16 protein-coding genes and 1 tRNA gene are annotated in these 22338 nt (G+C 70.4%); 8 read left to right on the top strand and 9 right to left on the bottom strand.

All coding sequences use genetic code 11. From position 1 onward, the window contains the following. Positions 1-73: 73 nt before the first annotated feature. A complete protein-coding gene (locus OHB56_RS35785) occupies positions 74-238 on the bottom strand; it encodes a hypothetical protein (protein ID WP_406357936.1) in 165 nt (54 codons plus the stop codon). A gap of 88 nt (positions 239-326) precedes the next feature. Between OHB56_RS35785 and OHB56_RS35780 the strand changes: the two genes are divergently transcribed. Then, positions 327-1931 carry an acyl--CoA ligase family protein gene (locus tag OHB56_RS35780; protein ID WP_406357934.1) on the top strand — a complete coding sequence of 535 codons (1605 nt, stop codon included), beginning with the start codon at positions 327-329 and terminating at the stop codon, positions 1929-1931. 314 nt (positions 1932-2245) lie between these two features. Here the strand turns inward: OHB56_RS35780 and OHB56_RS35775 are convergent, their stop codons facing one another. The 3 genes from OHB56_RS35775 to OHB56_RS35765 form a co-directional block, all read right to left on the bottom strand. Then, positions 2246-2899, bottom strand: a complete 654-nt coding sequence (locus tag OHB56_RS35775; protein WP_406357932.1) for a YceI family protein — start codon at positions 2897-2899, stop codon at positions 2246-2248. 297 nt (positions 2900-3196) lie between these two features. After that, positions 3197-4096 carry a ribokinase gene (gene rbsK, locus OHB56_RS35770; protein WP_406357930.1) on the bottom strand — a complete coding sequence of 300 codons (900 nt, stop codon included), beginning with the start codon at positions 4094-4096 and terminating at the stop codon, positions 3197-3199. Further along, positions 4093-5163, bottom strand: coding sequence for a LacI family DNA-binding transcriptional regulator (locus OHB56_RS35765; protein ID WP_406357928.1), 1071 nt, complete (start codon positions 5161-5163; stop codon positions 4093-4095). Before OHB56_RS35765 ends, rbsK begins: the two co-directional genes overlap by 4 nt. Before the next feature lie 410 nt (positions 5164-5573). Between OHB56_RS35765 and OHB56_RS35760 the strand changes: the two genes are divergently transcribed. The 3 genes from OHB56_RS35760 (at position 5574) to OHB56_RS35750 (ending at position 9909) form a co-directional block, all read left to right on the top strand. Further along, complete coding sequence (locus OHB56_RS35760; RefSeq protein ID WP_055594216.1) at positions 5574-6521, top strand: nucleoside hydrolase; 948 nt, start codon at positions 5574-5576, stop codon at positions 6519-6521. After that, positions 6518-7960 carry an MFS transporter gene (locus tag OHB56_RS35755; protein WP_406357926.1) on the top strand — a complete coding sequence of 481 codons (1443 nt, stop codon included), beginning with the start codon at positions 6518-6520 and terminating at the stop codon, positions 7958-7960. Before OHB56_RS35760 ends, OHB56_RS35755 begins: the two co-directional genes overlap by 4 nt. A gap of 533 nt (positions 7961-8493) precedes the next feature. Then, positions 8494-9909 carry an MFS transporter gene (locus OHB56_RS35750; RefSeq protein ID WP_406357924.1) on the top strand — a complete coding sequence of 472 codons (1416 nt, stop codon included), beginning with the start codon at positions 8494-8496 and terminating at the stop codon, positions 9907-9909. Positions 9910-10052: 143 nt separating this feature from the next. On the opposite strand, the gene OHB56_RS35745 is transcribed toward OHB56_RS35750, so the two are convergent. The 4 genes from OHB56_RS35745 to sucC all read right to left on the bottom strand — a co-directional run bounded on the left by OHB56_RS35745 (position 10053) and on the right by sucC (position 14028). Further along, a tRNA-Leu gene (locus OHB56_RS35745) sits at positions 10053-10137 on the bottom strand. A gap of 150 nt (positions 10138-10287) precedes the next feature. Then, positions 10288-11874: an aldehyde dehydrogenase family protein gene (locus OHB56_RS35740; RefSeq protein ID WP_406357922.1), complete on the bottom strand. Its 1587-nt coding sequence runs from the start codon at positions 11872-11874 to the stop codon at positions 10288-10290. A gap of 94 nt (positions 11875-11968) precedes the next feature. After that, a complete protein-coding gene (sucD, locus tag OHB56_RS35735; protein ID WP_406357920.1) occupies positions 11969-12886 on the bottom strand; it encodes a succinate--CoA ligase subunit alpha in 918 nt (305 codons plus the stop codon). A gap of 11 nt (positions 12887-12897) precedes the next feature. Next, entirely contained in the window at positions 12898-14028 is a 1131-nt protein-coding gene (gene sucC, locus OHB56_RS35730) for an ADP-forming succinate--CoA ligase subunit beta (RefSeq protein WP_406357918.1), read from the bottom strand. A 225-nt stretch (positions 14029-14253) separates the two neighbouring features. On the opposite strand from sucC, the gene OHB56_RS35725 reads away from it, so the two are divergent. The 4 genes from OHB56_RS35725 (at position 14254) to OHB56_RS35710 (ending at position 20885) form a co-directional block, all read left to right on the top strand. Further along, a complete protein-coding gene (locus tag OHB56_RS35725) occupies positions 14254-15936 on the top strand; it encodes a thiamine pyrophosphate-binding protein (RefSeq protein WP_326755843.1) in 1683 nt (560 codons plus the stop codon). A gap of 10 nt (positions 15937-15946) precedes the next feature. Continuing rightward, the gene (gene frc, locus OHB56_RS35720; protein WP_326755842.1) at positions 15947-17224 is read left to right on the top strand and encodes a formyl-CoA transferase; all 1278 of its coding nucleotides are present in this window, start codon (positions 15947-15949) and stop codon (positions 17222-17224) included. 4 nt (positions 17225-17228) lie between these two features. After that, positions 17229-19373, top strand: a complete 2145-nt coding sequence (locus tag OHB56_RS35715) for an acetate--CoA ligase family protein (protein WP_406357916.1) — start codon at positions 17229-17231, stop codon at positions 19371-19373. A gap of 123 nt (positions 19374-19496) precedes the next feature. Next, positions 19497-20885: an OFA family MFS transporter gene (locus tag OHB56_RS35710; protein ID WP_406357914.1), complete on the top strand. Its 1389-nt coding sequence runs from the start codon at positions 19497-19499 to the stop codon at positions 20883-20885. Positions 20886-21011: 126 nt separating this feature from the next. Here OHB56_RS35710 and OHB56_RS35705 read toward each other — a convergent pair whose 3' ends face one another. Continuing rightward, positions 21012-22229 carry a sugar phosphate isomerase/epimerase family protein gene (locus OHB56_RS35705; protein ID WP_406357912.1) on the bottom strand — a complete coding sequence of 406 codons (1218 nt, stop codon included), beginning with the start codon at positions 22227-22229 and terminating at the stop codon, positions 21012-21014. Positions 22230-22338 lie beyond the last annotated feature (109 nt).

The raw sequence follows: 22338 nt of genomic DNA, 5'->3' as shown, positions 1-22338 counted from the left end.
TCGCGGGCTGCACGACTATAGAGCGCTCTCCGAACGCGTTCAAAACGATTTCCGGGCCGGCGCGCAAAGCCCGTCACCGCAACCCGTTGCGCGCGGCGGGGCATGCACGCAGCCGGCCGAACTCCGTACGCACGTCGCCCACGGCGAAGGAGGTGGCCGGGGTGCCATCCTTGACCAGGGCCGTCTTGTACGGCTTCACCGCGTGATGACCGGAGGACTCCAGTCGGATCAGGTCCATTGCTTGTTCTTGACCACGACCGGATCCCTGACATTGGATGATCGTCTCAAATCAATTGCCCCAAAAAGTCTTCGGAGAGTGGACCGCCATGCCCGAGACGTTCGTGACGCCGCTCACTCCTCTGTCGTTCCTGGAGAGATCGTCCGAGGTGTGGGCGAACAAGGCCGCGGTCCTGGATGACGACCGCAGCCTCACCTATGCGGAGCTCGGCGAGGAGGCCATGGGCGTGGCCCTCGGTCTGCGATCCCTGGGGCTGGAACCCGGTGACCGGGTCGCCTGCCTGCTCCCGAACAACTCGCCCATGCTGGTCGCCCACTTCGCGGTTCCCCTGGCGCGATGCGTGCTCGTGGCCGTGAACACCCGCCTGTCCGCGGAGGAGATCCGGTACATCCTGGAGCACTCGGGCTCCAGGGTCCTCATCGCCGACCGAGGGTTCGAGGACCTCGTCCTCGGGGCCCTCGCCGGTGACACGGACGTAGAACAGGTGGTGTGGGTCGGCGACGGGAGCACACCGCAGGGCCGGCGGTCGATGTCCTACGAGGCCCTGCGCGCGCGAGCCGCGGACGGTGATCCTCTGACGTGGACGGTGGAGGACGAGAACTCCGTCATCTCGATCAACTACACATCCGGCACCACCGGCCGCCCGAAGGGCGTCATGTACACGCACCGTGGGGCGTACCTCAACGCACTGGGCGAAGCACTCCACTCCGGGTTCACGAAGGACTCCGTGTACCTGTGGACCCTGCCGATGTTCCACTGCAACGGGTGGTGCACTCCCTGGGCGATCACGGCCGTCGGCGCTCGTCACGTGTGCCTGCGTGAAGTCCGGCCGGAGGTGGTCTGGGACCGCATCCGGAATGCCGGGGTGACCCATCTCAACGCCGCTCCGACCGTGATCACCTCGATCCTCAACGCGACGACGGCCGGTCGCCTCGAGTCGCCGGTCCAGGTGACGACGGCCGGCGCGCCGCCGAGCCCGACCACGATCGGCCAGATGGAGGAGAAGGGCTTCGCCGTCACCCACGTCTACGGCCTGACCGAGGTCTACGGCCCCTACGCGGTCTGCGAGGAGCAGGCCGAGTGGGCGGACCTCGAGCCGTCGAAGAGGGCGCGCCTCATCGCCCGTCAGGGCGTCGGCATGATCCAGGCCGAGCGGGTCCGGGTGGTCGACTCCGAGATGAAGGACGTTCCCGCCGACGGCGTCACCCTGGGCGAGATCGTCATGCGCGGGAACAACGTGATGAAGGGCTACTTCAAGGACGCGGAAGGCACGGCGAAGGCCTTCGCGGGTGGCTGGTTCCACTCCGGTGACCTCGGTGTGATGCACCCCGACGGGTACGTCGAACTGCGGGACCGCAAGAAGGACATCGTGATCTCGGGCGGGGAGAACATCTCGACGGTCGAGGTCGAGCAGGCCCTGATGAGCCATCCCGCCGTTCTCGAAGTGGCCGTGGTCGGCGTTCCCGACGAGAAGTGGGGCGAGCGTCCGAAGGCCTTCGTCATCCCCAAGGCGGGCCGGACACCGAGTCCGGAGGAACTCATCGCGCACGTGCGGAGCACGATCGCGCACTACAAGGCGCCACGAGAGGTCGTCCTCGTGCCGGAGCTGCCGAAGACGTCGACCGGCAAGATCCAGAAGTTCGTCCTCCGTGATGGAGAGTGGGCGGGACACGACAAGCGGATCCAGGGCTGAAACGGCCGGCGGCCCGCAGTGCGCACTGCGGGCCGAGCAGCGGCGCTCCGGTCCGGGAGACGGATCGGATCCGGTGGGCTTCTTGCTGGTCGCAAGGGGAGCGAGCGTCTCACGCGAGGCGGGCGGAGACGAGAAGGGGGATCCACGATCCAGCTGTGGGGATTGTCGCTGCTCGCCTCTGGCGGGAGCGGCTCCTGGTCCACCCCGAGGTCCGTCCGCCGCAGTGACGGCCTCGCGACTCGCCTCGGTGATCTGCTCCAAGAGGTCAGTGGTCGATCACCTCTTGACCTCAACCATGCTCGAGCCGGGCGCGGTCAGGGCACACGGACCGCCGAGATGTCGAACTCGAGCTCGATCTTCTCGCTGACCATCAGGCCACCGGTCTCCAGCTTCGCGTTCCAGGTGAGGTCCCACTGGCTGCGGTTGACGAGGGCTGTGCCGTCGAAGCCGATCCGCTCGACGCCGAAGGCGTCGACCACCAAGCCCGTGTAGAGGAGGTCGATGGTGATCGGATGCGTGCGGCCCTTGACGGTGAGGGCGCCCGTCATCCGGAAGCGGTCCTCACCGACCTGTTCGATGCAGGTGCTGCGGAAGTTGATGGTCGGGTAGCGCTCGACGTCGAGGAAGTCGGCGCTGCAGAGGTGACGGTCGCGCTGCGCGACACGGGTGTCGACGGTGGCCGTCCGAACGACTACTCCGGCTCCGGAGCGTTCTGGTCGTTCACCGTCCAGGAGAAGCCAGCCGTCGAAGTCGGTGAAGCTCCCTCGGACCCGGGTGACCATGGCGTGCCGGGCGGCGAACCCGATGGTGCTGTGCGCCTGGTCGAACAGCCATTCCCCGGAGATCTTGGTCAGGGAGGGGTCGGCAAGGAACGTCCGGGTGCCTGTGCCCGTCGGCGGGGCCGGTGACGATGCCGGCTTGGCGTCGTCGGCAGACCGTGCGGTGCGGAAGAGAGAGCGGAGGACCATCAGATCTCCCGGTGAGGGGGCATGATTGCCGCGTATACGGCTTCAGGAGACCGCTATTCAACAGGTGTAGGGCACATCAAGACGATCTTGTCCGGATTCTTTCTCAAGTTGAGATCTTCGGCGTGGGCCGGGACCGGCGGCGTGGCGGGAAGGCCGCGACTTCGGCGGTCCGCCGTGAACCGCGCCGAGACCCCGGGCGAGGCGCCGGAGGCTCAGGCGCCGGCTCGTCGGCTCGCCGCCGCGCGCCCCGTCCCCTCAGCCACGGCAGGACCCGGCGCCTCCCGCCGGAACGGCGTTTCAGCCGTTCCCGGCGAGGAAGGCCTCCACCTCGTCGCGGCGGGCGAGCGAGGGCTGGGCGCCCGCTCGTGTGGTGCTGATCGCGGCGGCGGCGCAGGCCCAACGGGCCGCCTGTTCGAGGGTGCGGCCCTCGGCGAGGGCGACGGCGAGCGCGCCGCAGAAGGAGTCACCGGCGGCGGTGGTGTCCACGGGCCGGACACGGAACGCCGGAATGTGCAGGTGCGAGGCGCCTTCGAGGAGGAGTACCCCGTCGCCGCCGAGCGTGACGATCACCGCGCCGGCCCCGGTCAGCTTGCGTGCCGACGCGACGACGTCGTCGATCGTCTCCGGCACGGGCGTGCCGGTGAGGGCCGCCAGTTCCGTGCGGTTGGGGACCAGCACGTCGACGTGGGACGGAGGGACGGCGCCGGCGACGGCGGGGGCCGGGTTGTGGAGCACGATGCCCCCGGCCAGCCGCGCGGCGGCGTGGTTGGCCTCGTCCGGCACCTCCTGCTGGAGGACCGTCACGGCCGCCCTCCGCAGCAGGTCCGCCGCTGCCTCGCAGTCGGCGGCGCCCAGGCGGGCGTTGGCTCCGGGGCTGACGATGATGGTGTTCTCGCCCGCCGGGTCGACGGCGATCAGGGCGCGGCCGGTGGGCACTCCGGGGGTGCGGGTGATGTGCGTGGCGTCCACGCCCTCCGCCCGGACGGCGTCGAGCATCACGTCGGCCGCGTCGTCCGCGCCGACCCGGCCGACGAAGGCGACGTCCCCGCCGAGCCGGGCGGCGGCGACGGCCTGGTTGGCGCCCTTGCCACCGGGGTGCTGGGCGATGTCACCGCCGAGGACGGTCTCACCGGGGACCGGATGCCCGGGAACCGGTGTGACGAGATCCAGGTTCAGGCTTCCGACGACTGCGATCACTGTTCTACCTCTGGGGTGCGGGTACTGCGGGTGTCCTCGGCCGAGGACGCGCGGGGTGCGCTGGAGGCGCTGGAGGCGCTGGAGGCGCGTACGACGAGTTCGGGGGCGAGACGGACCAGCCGGCGTGGCCCGTCGTTCTGTCCGGCCAGCCGATGGCCGAGCAGGTGCACGGCTTCGGCGGCCAGTGCGCGCACGGGTTGGCGGACGGTGGTCAGGGCCGGGTCGGCGAGGTCCGCCATGGGGATGTCGTCGAAGCCGGTGACGGCGATGTCGCCCGGGACGTCCACGCCGAGTTGCCGCAGCCGTTGCAGCGCGCCGATCGCGATGAGGTCGTTGGCGCAGACGACGGCGTCCGGCCGGGACGGCAGGATCCGGTCCACCGCGGCCCGCCCCCACTCCAGCGAGAAATCGCCGAGTTCGACCGGTCCCAAGCCGTGCAGGCCCAGGGCCTTGGTCTCGGCCTCGTATGCCGCGAGCCGCTCGACCGCCGCCGAGCCGGTTCCGGCGGCCCCCACGAAGCAGATGCGGCGGCGGCCGGTGGAGACCAGATGGTCGAGGACGAGCGCCATGCCGGTGGCGTTGTCGGTCGTGACCAGGTCGGCGATGCCGGGGCCGCAGCCGCGGTCCAGCAGCACCAGCGGCACGTGGGCCGCGGCCTTCGCCACCGCGTCCCGGCTCTGCCTCTCGTCGACGGCGATGATCAGCAGGGCGTCGACCTGCCGGTCCAGGAGGTCGGCGACCCGGGCGGCCTCGACCTCCGGGTCGTCGTCGCAGTCGGCGAGCAGCACGGCACGCCCCTCGGCGTGCAGGGCGTGCTCCACCTCCCGCACGAGGGAGGGGAAGAAGGGATTGGTGATCTGCGGCAGGACGAGGCCGACGGTGCCGGTGGAGCGGCTGCGCAGGGCGCGGGCGACCTGGTTGGGCCGATAGCCGAGCTTCTCGGCCGCCTCCCGTACCCGGCGGGCCGTCTCGGCCCCGACCGGACGGGTTCCGGCCAGGACGCGGGACACCGTGGCGACGGAGCAGCCCGATGCGCGGGCCACCTCTCTCAAGGTGACGTCGGTCACCGTACGGCCCCCTTCGTTCGGTTCGGCTGCGCTGGGCCCGGTGGGGCCCACCGGGCCGGAAACGGCCTCCCGGAAACAATTTCGGCAAACGTTACCACCACGCAACCACCGAGTCCCTGCCTATCTACATCGAAGTATGAGATGTCCGACATTGACAACAGTGGATGCTTGGATGAGATTCTCGGAGAACGTTTTCCCACTCTATGGCCAAGAGGTGGGCAGCAATGCCCACGCCTTCGGCCGGCGACGGCGATTCCGTGCGTGTCGATGCCCCGACAACGCGGCGGAGACCGCTGCCGCCTTCGGCGCCGGACACGTGAGCCGACGCACCCTCCGCAGTGGCCCGTCCGCGGCCGCCCCTGGGGAGATCCACCTCCTCACAGACCCGCTAGAGCAAAGGGGCTCTCCCGATGACCAGGAAAATCATCCTCGACTGCGACCCCGGGCACGACGACGCCATCGCGATGCTGCTGGCGCACGGCAACCCCGACATCGACCTGGTCGCCGTCACGACCGTGGTCGGCAACCAGACGCTGGAGAAGGTCACCCGCAACGCCCTGTCCGTGGCGCGCATCGCCGGGATCACCGGTGTGCCCTTCGCCGCCGGCTGCCCGCGGCCGCTGGTACGGGCCATCGAAACGGCGCCGGACATCCACGGCGAGACCGGTCTGGACGGCCCCGTGCTGCCCGAGCCGACCCTCGAGCTGGACCGCCGGCACGCCGTCGACCTCATCATCGACACGGTGATGTCGCACGAGCCCGGCGAGATCACCATCGTCCCGACGGCGGGCCTGACGAACATCGCCCTCGCCGCGCGCAAGGAGCCCCGCATCGTCGAGCGGGTCCGCGAGGTCGTCCTGATGGGCGGCGGCTACCACGAGGGCAACTGGAGCGCGGTCGCCGAGTTCAACATCATCATCGACCCCGAGGCCGCCCACATCGTCTTCAACGAGAGCTGGCCGGTCACGATGGTCGGTCTCGACCTGACGCACCAGGCCCTGGCGACGCCCGAGGTCGCCGAGAAGATCGCCGCGGTCGGCACCAAGCCCGCCAAGTTCGTCGGCGAACTCCTGGACTTCTTCGGCGCCACCTACAAGGAGGCGCAGGGCTTCGAGCACCCGCCCGTGCACGACCCGTGCGCGGTCGCGTACGTGATCGACCCGAGCGTCATGACGGTGCGCAAGGCTCCCGTGGACGTCGAACTCAGCGGCGGCCTGACCCTGGGCATGACCGTGACGGACTTCCGTGCCCCGGCGCCTGCCGACTGCAACACCCAGGTCGCGGTCGAGCTCGACCGCGAGCGCTTCTGGGACCTCGTGGTGGACGCCCTCGAGCGGATCGGCGACGTCGAGGCATGAGCACACCCACCACCACGAGCCGGCCCGAGGAGGCATCGGGCCGGCGCACGACCCGGGTGGGCGTGCTGATGGCCGCGCTCCTCGCCGCCTGTTTCGCCTTCCAGCTCAACGCGAGCATGCTCAGCCCCGCGCTGAAGAACATCGAGGAGAGCTTCGGCGCCAGCTCGGCCGAGATCGGCCTCACCCAGACCGCGTTCTTCACCTCGGCGGCCCTGTTCTCGCTCTTCCTGCCGAGGCTGGGCGACGTCATCGGCCGACGCAAGGTCCTGGCCGGCATGCTGGCCCTCATGGCCGTCGGCTGCGTCGTCGCCGCCCTGGCGCCGAGCGTGCCCGTGCTGTTCGTCGGCCGCATCATCCAGGGTGTGTCCGGCCCGGTCGTCCCCCTCTGCCTGATCATGCTGCGGCAGGAGGTGACCGAGCCGAAGAGGTACGGCACCCTGCTGGGAGTGATCACCGCCGTGAACGGCGGCATCGCCGGTGTCGACGCCCTCGCCGGGGGCTACCTCGCCGACAACTACGGCTTCCGCTCGGTCTTCTGGACCATGGGCGTCGTAGCGGTCCTCGCCGCCGTTCTGGTCGCCACCCTGACCCCCGAGACCAAGGCGCCCGCCGCGGACCGGATGGACTGGCCGGGTGTCGCGCTCCTCGTCGTATCCGTCGGCGCGCTGCTCACCGCGCTGAACGAGGCCGGCAAGCTCGCCGACGCCAACTGGCTCCTCGTCGCCGTCCTCATCGTCGTCGGCGCGGTCGCCTTCGCCCTGTTCTGGCGGACCGAGGACCGCAGTACGCACCCGCTGGTCGCCACCCGGCACCTGAAGCAGCGCTCGACCTGGGCGACCCTGCTGACCACCCTGCTGACCATGACGGGCGTGTTCGCCGTCATGAACGGGCTGATCCCGGCACTCGCCCAGGACGGGAACGCCGGACTCGGCATGAGCGCCGAACAGTCCGCGTGGTGGACCCTCACGCCGTACGCCCTGGCCGGCCTGGCCATGGGGCCCCTCGCCGGCCGGCTCGCCGCCACGCACGGGTACGGCCGCATCCTGCGGCTGGGGCTGATCGGGGCCGTGGCGGGCGTGGTCCTGATGATCCTCACGCTCGACTCCCAGTCCCGCGCCATGCTGCTGCTGACCTCGATCCTGGTCGGCGTCGCCTACGCGGGCGTGGCGAACATCGTGCTCAACGGGCTCGGCATCGTCCTGTCCCCCAAGGAGAACCCGGGATTCCTGCCCGGTCTGAACGCGGGGGCGTTCAACCTCGGCGCCGGCCTCAGCTTCGCGCTGCTGTACGCGGTCAAGACGGCGGCCCTGCCGGACGACCCCACGTCGCCCGCCGACTACACCGCCGGCATGATCGCCGGAGTGATCATCCTGGCCGCCGCCTTCGCGACGTCCTTCATGATCCCGAAGCCGGTGGAGGCCGAAGCGCGCGACGACTGAGTCAGCCCTTCCGGTACCGCCGCGACCCGGCGGCGGTCCGGTCCGGCGACCTGACGACGGCCTGCGGCACGGGCCCGGGGATTTCCCCCGGATCCCGTGCCGCAGGCCGTTCGCCGTTCGCCGTTCGTCCGCCGGCTGCTCCGGGTCCGCCCCGGGCCGCTTCCGTCCGCCCCGGGCCGCTTCCGTCCGTCCCGGGCCGCCTCCGTCCGCCCCGGCTCGCTCGCTCGGGCCCGGAAGCACCCACGGGGCCGGCCGCAATCGCCCGCGCGGAGCCGCTCCCGCCCACCGTCCAGGCCCTTGACGTGGGGAAAGGGGACCGGCTCCCGTGGTCCGCCCGCTCACGCTCAGGGCGCCCGGCACCCAGAGTTCGTCCCACATCTTGATACACGCCGACTGACAAGTGAGATGTTTGGGAACCTTAAGTTGCCTGTACCGTACATACGGATTTTCCCCAGGGAAGACCCGTTGCCGGGCGGGCCGTCGGCGGCATACCGCCGGCGCCTGTTCTCCGCCCTCGTGCGAAAGACCGAGACATGCCCGCACCAGCCACCAGCCCGGCCCAGGCACCCGCCAACTCGCGGTCCCGCGTCCTCGTCGCGAGCCTCATCGGCACGACGATCGAGTTCTACGACTTCTACATCTACGCGACCGCCGCGGTCCTGGTCTTCCCCTCGCTCTTCTTCCCGAACAGCGACCCGACCACGGCGCTGCTCTCGTCGTTCGCGGTGTTCGGCGCCGCGATGGTCGCGCGCCCGATCGGCGCCGTCGTCTTCGGACACCTCGGTGACCGGCTCGGCCGCAAGGGCACGCTGGTGGCGTCGCTTCTCACCATGGGCATCGCCACCTTCCTCATCGGCATGCTGCCCACGTACGAGCAGGCGGGCTGGATCGCCACCGCGCTGCTGGTGCTGATGCGGCTCGCCCAGGGCTTCGCGCTCGGCGGCGAGTGGAGCGGCGCCGCGCTGGTCGCCACGGAGAACGCCCCGAAGAACAAGCGCGCCCTCTACGGCACGTTCCCGCAGTTGGGCGCGCCCCTCGGCTTCATCATCGGCAACGGCCTCTTCCTGATCATCGGCGCGCTCCTGCCGTCCAGCGCGGGCGCCGACCCCTCGCAGCCCTCCGAGGCCTTCCTGACCTGGGGCTGGCGCATTCCGTTCCTGTTCTCGGCCGTGATGGTCGTGATCGGCCTGTGGGTGCGGATGCGCCTGGTCGAGGCGCCGGTCTTCTCCCAGACCCGTGAGGCCGGGCTGGTGCGGAAGCTGCCGCTGGCCACCGTCTTCCGCAGCCACTGGAAGCAGCTGGTCCTCGGCACCTTCTTCATGCTGGCGACGTACGTGCTCTTCTACCTGATGACCACGTTCTCGCTCAGCTACGGCCGTACCGCCAAGGACGCCGCCGTGCCGGGCCTGGGGTACAGCTACACCACCTTCGTCCTGATGATGATCTTCGGGGTGCTGTTCTTCGCCGCGTTCACCCTGATTTCCGGCCCGCTCGCCGACAAGTACGGCCGCCGCTCCACCCTGATCTGGGTCACCGCCGCGATCCTGGTCTTCGGGCTGGTGTGGGTCCCGCTGATCGGCATGGGCACGCTCGGCGTGGTGCTGTGGCTGGTGCTCGGCTTCACGCTGATGGGCATGACCTTCGGCCCGATGGGCGCGCTCCTGCCGGAGCTCTTCCCGACGAGCGTGCGCTACACCGGCTCCGGCATCTCGTACAACGTCAGCTCGATCCTCGGCGCGGCCGTCGCCCCGTTCATAGCGGTGGCGCTGTGGGAAGCCGCCGACGGCTCACCGTGGCTGGTCGGCGTCTACCTCTCCTCGATGGCGCTGCTGACCCTGGTCTCGCTGCTCATCGGCAAGGAGACCAAGGACATCGACCTCGACGAGGGCGAGGCCCCTGCCGGCGTCGGTCAGGAGAGCCGGGACGAGTCCGCCGCCGTGGCCCCCTGAGCCGGCCGCGTCCCACCGTGGCCCTCTTCCCCTTGTGCGGGGGGAAGAGGGCCGCGGTGTCGTCTTCACGGGGACTTCGCCAACACGAAGAAAGGGCCTCAACCGTTGGGTTGAGACCCTTGCTTTCACATCGCCACAGCGAGTGTCCGAGGGGGGACTTGAACCCCCACGCCCGATAAAGGGCACTAGCACCTCAAGCTAGCGCGTCTGCCATTCCGCCACCCGGACCAGGTGTCTTGCCGCCGTGTCAGGAGTGATCCCCTGCGGCGACGTGGACAACCATACCAAGGTTTCGCAGTGCCTTTCACCTGCGTTTCCGTGCCCCTGGACGGAGGTCCGAGGCCGGGTGGCGGAACGGCTACCGGGGGTCCGACGCCCTCACGGCATGAGCTGGTACTCCGGGAAGTTGCCCGGCAGCCGCTCACCGGCAGGACCCTGGGTCACGGCCCGCACCAGAAGCTCGCCGCCGACGAACGCGCCGCGCCAGGACGCGCCGAACCCGCCGAACAGCTCGTCGCGGTCGCCCCGGGAGCGTGGTGTGCCGTGGCCGACCTTGAAGGCGCGGATCTGCGGGGCGAGCCGGTCGTAGGTGGCCCGGTCGTCCGTGGACAGGGTGGCCACCAGCGCGCCGTTGGAGGCGTTCATGGCGGCGAGCAGTTCCGCCTCCGTGTCGACGAGGACGATCGTGTCGACCGGTCCGAACGGCTCCGCGTGGTGCAGCGGGGACGAGCGGGGCGGGGCGAGGAGCGTGACGGGCTGGACGTACGCCGAGGTGTCCTGGCCGGGCAGGAAGCGGGCGTTCTCGGGCCTGCCGCGATGCAGGGGCACGGCGCCGCGTTCGACGGCCTCGGCGACCTGGTCGCGCAGTTCCTTCGCCTTGGCCGCGTTGATCACCGGGCCGAAGTCCAGGCGCGGGAAGGGGTCGTCGGGGTGCTCCACCGCGAGCGGGTGGCCGACCCTGAGCGTGCGCACCGCGGGCAGGTACGCGGCCAGGAAGTCGTCGAACAGCTGCCGCTGGACGACGAAGCGCGGGTACGCCGTGCAGCGCTGCTTGCCGTAGTCGAAGAGCTTGGGTACGACCGCCGCGAACGCGTCCCAGTCCGAGTGGTTCCAGATGCCCCAGGTGTTGAGTCCCTCCTGTTCGAGGATGTGCCGCTTGCCGAGGTCGGCGACGGCCGTGGCCACGGCGGCGCCGGTGTAGCGGCCGCCGACGAAGGAGACGCAGCCGATCTCGGGCGCCCGCAGCAGCGCTTCCGACAGCTCGCCCCCGCCGCCGCTGACGAGGGTCACGGGGATCCCCTCGCGGGCGGCGAGCGCCGAGGCCAGGGTCAGGCAGGCGACGCCGCCGTCGGTCGGTGTCTTGGCGATGACCGCGTTGCCCGCCAGTGCCTGGACCAGCAGGGCGTGGACGAGCACGCTCATCGGGTAGTTCCAGCTCGCGATGTTGGACACCGGCCCGTCCAGCGGGGCGCGGCCGGCGACCATGGCGTCGATGCCGTCGACGTACCAGCGCACGCCGTCGATGGCCCGGTCGACGTCCGCCTGGGCGAGCCGCCAGGGTTTGCCGATCTCCCAGACGAGGAGGAGGGCGAGCAGTTCGCGGTGCTCGGTGAGGGCGTCGAGGGTGGCGCCGACGCGGGCCCGGCGTTCCGGCAGCGGGACGTGCCGCCAGGCGCGGTGCTGGTCGAGCGCGGCGCGTACGGCGTGCCGGGCGGTGCCCAGGTCCAGACGTGGCGGGCCCGCCACGGGGCTGCCGTCGACGGGGCTGGCGGCGGGCAGCGCCCGGCCGTCGGCCTGCCAGGCGGCGTTCCAGAGGTTGAGGACCCGGTCGTCCTGGAAGGCTTCGGGAGCGACGGCGAGGCAGCGCTGCCAGGCGTCGGCCCAGGAGGTGCCGGCCTTGAGGGTGAGGGTGGGTGGGGCCGTCGCAGCGGATGAGGCTGTCGGGGTGGTCGGGGTGGATGCCATGTGGTTCGCTCCGCTCTCGGTGCACAGTCGAGAGAAGGGGGCCCTTGGGCCCGCCCTTGGCTGGGGTGGTGGCGGTCGAAGGGACGGGCCGGGGTCACCGCCCCGCTTCCAGGACGGCGAGCACGTGCCGTGCCGTCTCCGTGGGGGTGCCGCCCACCCGGACACCGACGGCTTCGAGCGCTTCCTTCTTGGCCCGCGCCGTGCCCGAGGAGCCGGAGACGATCGCGCCTGCGTGTCCCATGGTACGGCCCTCGGGTGCGGTGAAGCCCGCGATGTAGGCGACGACCGGCTTGGTGACGTGCTCGCGGATGTAGGCCGCCGCGCGTTCCTCGGCGTCGCCGCCGATCTCGCCGATGAGGACGACGAGATCGGTGTCGGGGTCGTCCTGGAAGGCGGCGAGGCAGTCGATGTGGGTGGTGCCGACGACGGGGTCGCCGCCGATGCCGACGCAGGTCGAGAAGCCGATGTCGCGCAGCTCGTACATGAGCTGGTAGGTGAGGGTGCCGGACTTGGAGACCAGGCCGACGGGGCCCGGCTTGGTGATGTCGGCCGGGATGATGCCGGCGTTGGACTGTCCGGGGGTGATCAGGCCGGGGCAGTTGGGGCCGATGACCCGGGTGCCCTTCCGCCGTGCGTAGGTGGTGAAGGCGACGGAGTCGTGGACGGGGATGCCCTCGGTGATGACGACGGCCAGGCCGATTCCGGCGTCGGCCGCTTCGACGACGGCCGACCTGGCGAAGGCCGGTGGTACGAAGACGACCGTGACGTCGGCCCCGGTCGCCCGTATGCCGTCGGCGACCGATCCGAAGACGGGGACGGCGGTGGGGGTACCTCCCAGGCCGTTCAGGCACTGGGGGACGTCGAAGTCGACGGTTTGGCCGGCCTTGCGCGGGTTGACTCCGCCGACGACGTCGGTGCCGGCCGCGAGCATGCGCCGGGTGTGTTTCATGCCCTCGCCGCCGGTCATGCCCTGGACGAGGACCTTGCTCTCCTTGGTGAGGTGGATCGCCATGTCCGGTCTCCTCAGGCTGTGGTGGCGAGTTCGGCCGCGCGGTGCGCGGCGCCGTCCATGGTGGTGACCTGCTCGACGAGCGGGTGCGCGTGCGCGTCGAGGACGGCGCGGCCCCGGGCCGCGTTGTTGCCGTCGAGGCGTACGACGAGCGGCTTGGTCAGCCGGACGGCGCCGAGGGCCTGGACGATGCCGTCGGCCACCGCGTCGCAGGCGGTGATGCCGCCGAAGACGTTGACGAAGACGGACTTCACGGCCGGGTCGGAGAGGATGACCGAGAGGCCGTCCGCCATGACCTGCGCCGACGCCCCGCCGCCGATGTCGAGGAAGTTGGCGGGCCGGGCCCCGCAGCCGGCGACGACGTCGAGGGTCGACATGACCAGGCCGGCGCCGTTGCCGATGATGCCGACCTCGCCGTCCAGCTTGACGTAGTTGAGGCCCTTCGCCGCCGCGACCGCCTCCAACGGGTCCTCGTGGGCGGTGTCCTCGCTGCCCCAACGAGCCTGTCGGAAGCGGGCGTTGTCGTCGAGGGTGACCTTGCCGTCGAGGGCCATGATCCGTCCGTCGCCGGTGCGGACGAGCGGGTTGACCTCGACCAGCAGGGCGTCCTCGCGGACGAGGACCTCCCACAGGCGGACCAGGACGTCGACGGACTGCGGCGGCAGGCCGGCCGCGTCGGCGATACGGGCCGCGGTCGCCGAGGTGACGCCCTCGGCGGGGTCGACGGGGATGCGGGCGACGGCCTCGGGGCGGGTGGCGGCGACCTCCTCGATGTCCATGCCGCCTTCCGCGGAGGCGATCGCGAGGAAGCGGCCGGCCGCGCGGTCGAGGACGTAGGAGACGTAGAACTCGTCCTGGATGTCGACGGGCCGGGCGAGCATGACCTTGCCGACGGTGTGGCCCTTGATGTCCATGCCGAGGATCTGGCGTGCCGTCAGCTCGGCGGCGGCGGGGTCGGCGGCGAGCTTCACTCCGCCCGCCTTGCCGCGCCCGCCGGTCTTGACCTGTGCCTTGACGACGACCCGTCCACCGAGCCGACGGGCGATCCCGCGTGCCTGTTTGGGCGAGTCGGTGACCTCGGCGGCCGGTACCACGATGCCGTGTTCCTCGAAGAGTTCGCGCGCCTGATGTTCGTACAGGTCCATCTCGGCTCCTGTCTGCGAAGACGACGGAAGACTGCCGGAAGGTCGCGGGACGGGAGCGGAGGTGGCCCGGAGTCCGGCGGTGGAAAAGTGTCGCGCACCCCCTGGACACCTCCCATGGGATGCGGGATAACAAGCTTCATACAGTATTCGTCGACTGTATGCAATGTACTGCGAGAGCGATGCACGAGAGCGTTCGCACCCCCTATGAAGGGACAGGACTTCGCCATGCCCGACGACACACAGGACCTGATCTCCGGCGGTCATCTCGTCGCCAAGGCCCTCAAGGCCGAGGGCGTCGACCGCATCTACACGCTGTGCGGCGGCCACATCATCGACATCTACGACGGCTGCGTCGACGAGGGCATCGAGGTCGTCGACGTACGTCACGAACAGGTCGCCGCGCACGCGGCCGACGGCTACGCACGCATCACCGGCAAGCCGGGCTGCGCGGTCGTCACCGCGGGCCCGGGCACCACCGACGCCGTCACCGGGGTGGCCAACGCCTTCCGGGCCGAGTCCCCCATGTTGCTGATCGGCGGTCAGGGAGCCCTGTCCCAGCACAAGATGGGGTCCCTGCAGGACCTGCCGCACGTCGACATGATGAGCCCCATCACCAAGTTCGCGGCGACCGTGCCGCACACGGCGCGGGCCGCGGACATGGTGTCGATGGCCTACCGCGAGTGCTACCACGGCGCCCCCGGCCCCTCCTTCCTGGAGATCCCGCGCGACGTCCTGGACGCCAAGGTGCCGGCGTCCGCCGCGCGCGTGCCGCGGGAGGGCGCCTACCGCGCCTCGACGCGCTCGCCCGGCGACCCGGAGGCCGTCGAGAAGCTCGCCGATCTGCTGGCGCACGCCGAGAAGCCGGCGATCCTGCTCGGCAGCCAGGTGTGGACCACCCGGGGCACCGAGGCGGCCGTCGAGCTCGTCCGCACCCTCAACATCCCCGCGTACATGAACGGCGCGGGACGCGGCACCCTGCCGCCCGGGGACCCGCACCACTTCCAGCTGTCCCGCCGGTACGCCTTCACCAACGCCGACGTCATCGTGATCGTCGGCACGCCCTTCGACTTCCGCATGGGCTACGGCAAGCGGCTCTCCCCCACCGCCACGGTCGTGCAGATCGACCTCGACTACCGCACCGTCGGCAAGAACCGCGACATCGACCTCGGCATCGTCGGCGACGCGGGGCTGGTGCTGAAGTCGGTGACCGAGGCGGCGTCCGGACGCATCGACGGAGGCGCGTCCAGGCGCAAGGAGTGGCTGGACGAGCTGCGGGCCGCCGAGCAGGTCGCCCTGGAGAAGCGGCTGCCGCAGTTGAAGTCGGACGCCTCGCCCATCCACCCGTACCGGCTGGTCAGCGAGATCAACGACTTCCTCACCGAGGACTCGATCTACATCGGCGACGGCGGCGACATCGTCACCTTCTCCGGGCAGGTCGTGCAGCCCAAGTCGCCCGGCCACTGGATGGACCCGGGCCCGCTCGGCACACTCGGCGTCGGGGTCCCCTTCGTGCTCGCGGCCAAGCAGGCGCGGCCCGACAAGGAGGTCGTCGCCCTCTTCGGCGACGGCGCCTTCTCGCTGACCGGCTGGGACTTCGAGACCCTCGTCCGCTACGACCTGCCGTTCGTCGGCATCGTCGGCAACAACTCCTCGATGAACCAGATCCGTTACGGCCAGGCCGCCAAGTACGGCAAGGAGCGCGAGCGGGTCGGCAACACCCTCGGCGACGTCCCGTACGACAAGTTCGCGCAGATGCTGGGCGGTCACGGCGAGGAGGTCCGCGACCCCGCCGACATCGGCCCCGCACTGCGCCGGGCCCGCGAGTCGGGCAAGCCGTCCCTGATCAACGTCTGGGTCGACCCGGACGCGTACGCCCCCGGAACCATGAACCAGACGATGTACAAGTGAGGTGACCCCGGTGACCACCGAGACCGCCACGAGCACGCCCACCGCCACGGGCGCACGCACCGCCAAGGCCCTCGAGGGCATCCGCGTCCTGGACATGACGCACGTCCAGTCCGGACCCTCCGCGACCCAGCTGCTGGCCTGGCTCGGCGCGGACGTCGTCAAGCTGGAGGCCCCGACCGGGGACATCACGCGCAAGCAGCTGCGCGACCTCCCCGACGTCGACTCCCTCTACTTCACGATGCTCAACTGCAACAAGCGGAGCATCACCCTCAACACCAAGACCGAGCGCGGCAAGGAGATCCTCACCGAGCTGATCCGGCGCTCGGACGTCATGGTCGAGAACTTCGGGCCGGGCGCCGTCGACCGGATGGGGTTCACCTGGGACCGCATCAAGGAGATCAATCCGCGGATCGTCTACGCCTCCATCAAGGGGTTCGGCGACGGTCCGTACACCGCCTTCAAGGCGTACGAGGTCGTCGCGCAGGCCATGGGCGGGTCGATGTCGACCACCGGTTTCGAGGACGGGCCGCCACTGGCGACGGGCGCCCAGATCGGGGACTCGGGCACGGGCATCCACGTGGTGGCGGGCATCCTCGCCGCGCTGTTCCAGCGGGAGACCACCGGGCGCGGGCAGCGGGTGAACGTGGCCATGCAGCACGCGGTGCTCAACCTCTGCCGGGTGAAGCTGCGCGACCAGCAGCGCCTGGCCCACGGCCCGCTCGCCGAATATCCCAACGAGGACTTCGGCGACGAGGTTCCCCGGTCCGGGAACGCGTCCGGCGGCGGGCAGCCCGGCTGGGCGGTCAAGTGCGCGCCGGGCGGCCCGAACGACTACGTGTACGTGATCGTGCAGCCCGTCGGCTGGAAGCCCGTCAGCGAGCTGATCGGCCGGCCGGAGCTGGCCGAGGACCCCGACTGGGCGACGCCGCAGGCCCGGCTGCCCAAGCTCGGCAAGATGTTCCAGCTGATCGAGGAGTGGTCCTCGACGCTGCCCAAGTGGGAGGTGCTGGAGCGGCTGAACGCGCACAACATCCCGTGCGGGCCGATCCTGTCCACCAAGGAGATCATCGAGGACGCCTCGCTGGCGGCGAACGGGATGGTCGTCACCGTCCCGCACCCCGAACGCGGCGAGTTCGTCACCGTCGGCAGCCCGCTGAAGCTCTCCGACTCCCCCGTCGACGTGGTCGCCTCCCCGCTGCTCGGCGAGCACAACGAAGAGGTGTTCGTCGGCGAACTCGGTCTGGGCGACGAGGAACTGCGCCTGCTCAAGTCGAACGGGGTGATCTGACGTGATGGCCGAGGACCGCACGCTGAGGGTGCGCGCGCTGCTCGATGCGGTGCGCGCCGACGGGCGCACCGCGCTCACCGCGCCCGAGGGCAAGGTGCTGGCGGACGCGTACGGGATCGCCGTACCGGGTGAGGAGCTGGCGACGGACGTCGACGAGGCCGTGGCGTACGCGGCGCGGTTCGGCGGGCCCGTCGTGATGAAGATCGTCTCACCGGACATCCTGCACAAGACCGATGCCGGCGGTGTGATCGTCGGTGTGGAGGGCGCGGCCGATGTGCGGGCGGCGTTCTGCCGGATCGTGGAGAACGCCCGCGCGTACGATCCGGCCGCCCGGATCGACGGCGTGCAGGTGCAGGAGCTGCTGCCGCAGGGGCAGGAGGTCATCGTCGGGGCGGTCACGGACCCGACGTTCGGGAAGGTGGTCGCGTTCGGGCTCGGCGGGGTGCTCGTCGAGGTGCTCAAGGACGTCACCTTCCGGCTCGCGCCGGTGGACGCCGACGAGGCGCTGTCGATGCTGGACTCGATCCGGGCGGCGGAGATCCTGCGCGGGGTGCGCGGACAGGCCGGTGTGGACCGGTGGGCGGTCGCCGAGCAGATCCGCCGGGTGTCGGAACTCGTCGCGGACTTCCCGGAGATCGCCGAGGTGGACCTCAACCCGGTGATCGCCACACCGGTCGGAGCGGTCGCCGCCGACATCCGGGTGATCCTGGCGACCGAGATGCCGAAGGAGCGCCGCCAGTACTCGCGTGAGGAGATCCTCGCCTCCATGCGGCGGCTGATGCAGCCGCGTTCGGTCGCCGTGATCGGCGCCTCCGCCGAGGCGGGCAAGATCGGCAACTCGGTGATGCGCAACCTGGTGGACGGCGGTTTCGCCGGGGAGATCCATCCGGTGAACCCCAAGTCCGATGACATTCTGGGCCGCAAGGCGTACAAGAGTGTCACGGACGTCCCCGGTGAGGTGGATGTGGCGGTCTTCGCGATTCCCGCCAGGTTCGTGGCCGCGGCGCTGGAGGAGGTGGGGCGCAAGGGGATCCCGAACGCCGTCCTCATTCCCTCCGGGTTCGCGGAGACCGGTGAGCAGGAGCTCCAGGACGAGATCGTGGCGATCGCCGAGCGGCACGGCGTCCGGCTGCTCGGCCCCAACATCTACGGCTACTACTCGACGTGGCAGGACCTGTGCGCCACGTTCTGCACGCCGTACGACGTCAAGGGCGGGGTCGCGCTGACCTCGCAGTCGGGCGGCATCGGGATGGCCATCCTGGGGTTCGCGCGCACCACGCGGACGGGTGTGTCGGCGATCGTCGGGCTGGGCAACAAGTCGGACCTGGACGAGGACGACCTGCTGACCTGGTTCGGACAGGACCCGCGCACCGACTGCATCGCCATGCACCTGGAGGATCTCAAGGACGGGCGGGCGTTCGTGCGGGCCGCGCGCGAGACGGTGCCGAAGAAGCCGGTCGTGGTGCTGAAGGCGGGCCGTACGGCGGCGGGCGCGAAGGCCGCGGGTTCGCACACCGGCGCGCTGGCGGGCGACGACGCCGTGTACGACGACATCCTGCGGCAGGCCGGTGTGATCCGCGCGCCGGGTCTCAGCGACATGCTCGAGTACGCGCGCGCGTTGCCGGTGCTGCCCGCCCCCAAGGGCGACAACGTCGTGATCATCACGGGTGCGGGGGGCAGCGGGGTGCTGCTGTCGGACGCGGTGACGGACAACGGGCTGTCGCTGATGGAGATCCCGCCGGATCTGGACGCGGCGTTCCGCGAGTTCATCCCGCCCTTCGGAGCGGCCGGCAACCCGGTGGACATCACCGGGGGCGAGCCGCCGTCGACGTACGAGGCGACGATCCGGCTGGGGCTCGAGGACCCGCGCATCCACGCGCTCGTCCTCGGCTACTGGCACACCATCGTCACGCCTCCCATGGTGTTCGCGGAACTCACCGCGCGGGTGGTGGCGGAGTTCCGCGAACGGGGCGTCGAGAAGCCGGTGGTGGCGTCGCTGGCGGGCGACGTGGAGGTCGAGGAGGCGTGCCAGTACCTCTTCGAACGGGGCATCGTGGCGTACCCGTACACGACCGAGCGGCCGGTGGCGGTGCTCGGGGCGAAGTACCGCTGGGCGCGGGCGGCGGGGTTGTTGGGGGGCGGTTCATGAGGTGAGCGGACCGGGGGGCCGGCCGACGGTGCGCGTCGGCCGGCCCCGGGACCCGAACGCGCACGAAAGGCATTGGACAGGGGGCGCTGGCCAGAACTTTCGACGCAAGGGGTGCAACACGACATGACAACGACCGATCTGCGGACTTCGGTTCCCCACCGGGAGGTGGCCGACGCGAACGGACGCGTCTACCGCCTCGGTGAGACCGACATCGACATCATGGGCCGCAAGCGCAAGTGGATGGTCATCCTGCCGTGGATCGGCATGATGGGCATCTCCTCGGCGGAGTACGCGTTCGCTTCCGCCGAGGACACGCTGCACACGGCCCATTCGTGGAGCAGCGCGCACATCTTCTGGATGCTGGGCGTGTGGGTGTTCTTCCAGGCGGCGGTGGCCTTCCCGGCGGGCAAGCTGCGGGAGAGCGGCAGACTGCCGGCCCGCTGGGCGATGATGTGCGGCGCGGTGGGAACCCTGCTGGGCTATCTCTCGCTGGCCTTCGCGCCGCATGTGATCGTCGCGTATCTCGGCTTCGGCATGTTCAGCGGTATGGGTGCCGGCATGGTGTACGCGACCTGCGTGAACATGGTCGCCAAGTGGTATCCGGAGCGCAAGGGCGGCAAGACCGGCTTCGTGAACGGCGGTTTCGCCTACGGTTCGGTGCCGTTCGTCTTCATCTTCACCGGCTACATGGACCTCACCAACTTCCGCTGGGTGCTGGTCGCGGTGGGTGTGTTCCTGGCCGGTGTGGTGGCGGGAGCCGGCTACTTCTTCAAGGACCCGCCGAAGAACTGGTGGCCGGCCGACATCGATCCGCTGAAGAAGCCGACCGACGCGCGCACCCGGCGCGCGATGGAGAAGAACCCGCCGGCCGTGCACCAGTACACCCCCATGGAGGCGTGGCGCACCGGCAGGGTGGGCCTGATGTGGTTCTGCCTGCTGTGCACGTCCGGGGTGAACATCTTCGGCATCGCCTTCCAGGTGCCCTTCGGTGACGACGCGGGCTTCGCGGGCGGCATCGTGGCGACCGCCATGTCCCTGAAGGCGATCGTCAACGGCACCGGCCGCGGGGTCATCGGCTGGCTCTCCGACCGGTACGGCCGCAAGCAGTGCCTGATCTTCGTCTGCATCGTCCTCGGGTTGTCCCAGTACGGCATCCTGTTCTCCGGGAACATCGGGAACCTGCCGCTGTTCCTGCTGTTCTCGTCGATCTCCGGGTTCGGCGGCGGTGCCATCTTCCCGATGTTCGCCGCGATGACCGCCGACTACTTCGGTGAGAACAACAACGCCACCAACTACGGCCTGGTGTACTCCTCGAAGCTCGTCTCCGGTCTGCTCGGATCCGGCATGGGCGCCGTCGTGGTGGCGACCTGGGACTACGCGGGCGCGTTCGTCCTGGCCGGTTCGATCTCCCTGTTCGCCGGTTGCGTCGCGGTGTTCCTGCACCCCCCGGGGCGGCCCAAGCCCCGGCGGATCAGCCCGAACCCGCAGCCGCTCGGTGACGAGACGGCCTGACCCCACGGACCGCCGAAGCCGCATACCGTCCCTGCCCCACGACACCGGCACGAGAGCTTCGTCCCCACGGACCGGGCGGCCCCTCCCGCAGTACTGCGGGAGGGGCCGCCCGGTCCGTGTTCCCGGTCAGCGGCGCCGCTTGCGCAGGGCCGCCAGGTTGTCGTAGCCGATCTTGGCCTCGCGCAGTGACTGCCCGGGGTCGGTGGCGCTCGGGGCGTTGTCGTCCTCGACCATCGGGTTGTGGTAGTTCCGCTGCCCGACCCGGGAGAAGAACGTCGTGTAGTCGATGACGCCGGTTCCGAAGGGCACCATCTCGTAGCCCATGCCGTTGGTGGTGCTGACGACGCCGTCCTTGGCGTGGAACAGCGGGTAGCGCTTGTTGTTGCGGGCGACCAGGCCGGCCGGGTCGAAGACGTTCCTGCGCGTGGAGCCGTCGTGGGCGGTGTACGTGTGGAACTTGTACTGGGCGACGTGCGCCCAGAAGATGTCCATCTCCAGCCAGACGGCCTTGGGGTCGGTGACCTTGAGGAAGTACTCCAGCTTCCGGATGCCCGAACTGCGGGTCGGCCGGCCCTGCTCGTCCAGAGGGCCGCCGTCGAGCAGGAAGCCGTAGGCGCCGTCGTGGTTGTGAGTGTAGAGCTTGACGCCCTCGCGGCGGGCGATCGCGCCGAGGGCGTTCCACTTGTCGGCGGCCACGTCCCAGTCGGCGCGGTGGGAACTGCCGGTGGGGTCGCCGCCGGTGCCCATGTGGTCCAGGCCGAGGATGTTGGCGATCTCGAGGTGCTTCTTGAAGGTGTCCAGGTCCGCCTTGGTCAACGGCCAGGAGGACGGGATGAAGCCGTGGTTGCCCTGGGCCCGCAGGCCGTAGTCGTCGAGCCAGGAGCGCAGCAGCCTGGCTCCCGCGACGGATTCGAGGCCGGCGCCGCCGGGTGCGTTCGCGTGCTGGTTGTAGCCGGCGAACTCCACCTGGCGGTAGCCGTGGCGGGCCAGCTGCTTGAACACCTCGCGGAAGCCGGAGGGCAGATCGGTGGACAGGGGGTCGCGGCCGGTGGCGTCACGGACGGTGTAGAGGATGATGCCGCGCTTGTGCGACGGGACGAGCACCTGCCCGCCGTGGCCGTGGTCGTGGTCGTGCTCGTGGCCGTGGTCTCTGCCGCGGTCGTGGGCCAGGGCGGGGGCGGCCCCGAAGACGGGGAGCGCGACGGCCCCGGCCGCCACGGCGGTGCAGGTGCTGAGGAAACGGCGCCGGTCCACGCCCAGGGAGCGGCGCAGTCCCTCGTCCGGGGCGCCGGTGGCCGAGGCGGCGGTGGCCTCGGTGCGGGAGGGGTCGGAGTACGGGGTCACAAGTGGCCTGCCTTCTCGGTCGTGGCCGGTTCCGGTCCCGCCGGGACCGGCCGTTGTCAGTGCCTCGTGTTTCACTCCCAGTAGCTGGATCTCGGAGGGTCGTACGTGA

It is taken from the genome of Streptomyces sp. NBC_01635 (assembly GCF_045209715.1).
In the GTDB taxonomy this organism is placed as follows: Bacteria; Actinomycetota; Actinomycetes; order Streptomycetales; family Streptomycetaceae; genus Streptomyces; species Streptomyces hirsutus.
This window is presented reverse-complemented; position numbering and strand designations above follow the sequence as displayed.

Excerpts from the sequence above, each read along its gene's own strand:
- OHB56_RS35715 (WP_406357916.1), top strand. The coding sequence starts at position 17,229 with ATGGCCGAGGACCGCACGCTGAGGGTGCGCGCGCTGCTCGATGCGGTG.
- OHB56_RS35725 (WP_326755843.1), top strand. The coding sequence starts at position 14,254 with ATGCCCGACGACACACAGGACCTGATCTCCGGCGGTCATCTCGTCGCC.
- sucD (WP_406357920.1), bottom strand. The coding sequence starts at position 12,886 with ATGGCGATCCACCTCACCAAGGAGAGCAAGGTCCTCGTCCAGGGCATG.
- OHB56_RS35775 (WP_406357932.1), bottom strand. The coding sequence starts at position 2,899 with ATGGTCCTCCGCTCTCTCTTCCGCACCGCACGGTCTGCCGACGACGCC.
- OHB56_RS35710 (WP_406357914.1), top strand. The coding sequence starts at position 19,497 with ATGACAACGACCGATCTGCGGACTTCGGTTCCCCACCGGGAGGTGGCC.
- OHB56_RS35740 (WP_406357922.1), bottom strand. The coding sequence starts at position 11,874 with ATGGCATCCACCCCGACCACCCCGACAGCCTCATCCGCTGCGACGGCC.
- sucC (WP_406357918.1), bottom strand. The coding sequence starts at position 14,028 with ATGGACCTGTACGAACATCAGGCGCGCGAACTCTTCGAGGAACACGGC.
- OHB56_RS35750 (WP_406357924.1), top strand. The coding sequence starts at position 8,494 with ATGCCCGCACCAGCCACCAGCCCGGCCCAGGCACCCGCCAACTCGCGG.
- OHB56_RS35755 (WP_406357926.1), top strand. The coding sequence starts at position 6,518 with ATGAGCACACCCACCACCACGAGCCGGCCCGAGGAGGCATCGGGCCGG.
- OHB56_RS35785 (WP_406357936.1), bottom strand. The coding sequence starts at position 238 with ATGGACCTGATCCGACTGGAGTCCTCCGGTCATCACGCGGTGAAGCCG.
- OHB56_RS35760 (WP_055594216.1), top strand. The coding sequence starts at position 5,574 with ATGACCAGGAAAATCATCCTCGACTGCGACCCCGGGCACGACGACGCC.
- OHB56_RS35780 (WP_406357934.1), top strand. The coding sequence starts at position 327 with ATGCCCGAGACGTTCGTGACGCCGCTCACTCCTCTGTCGTTCCTGGAG.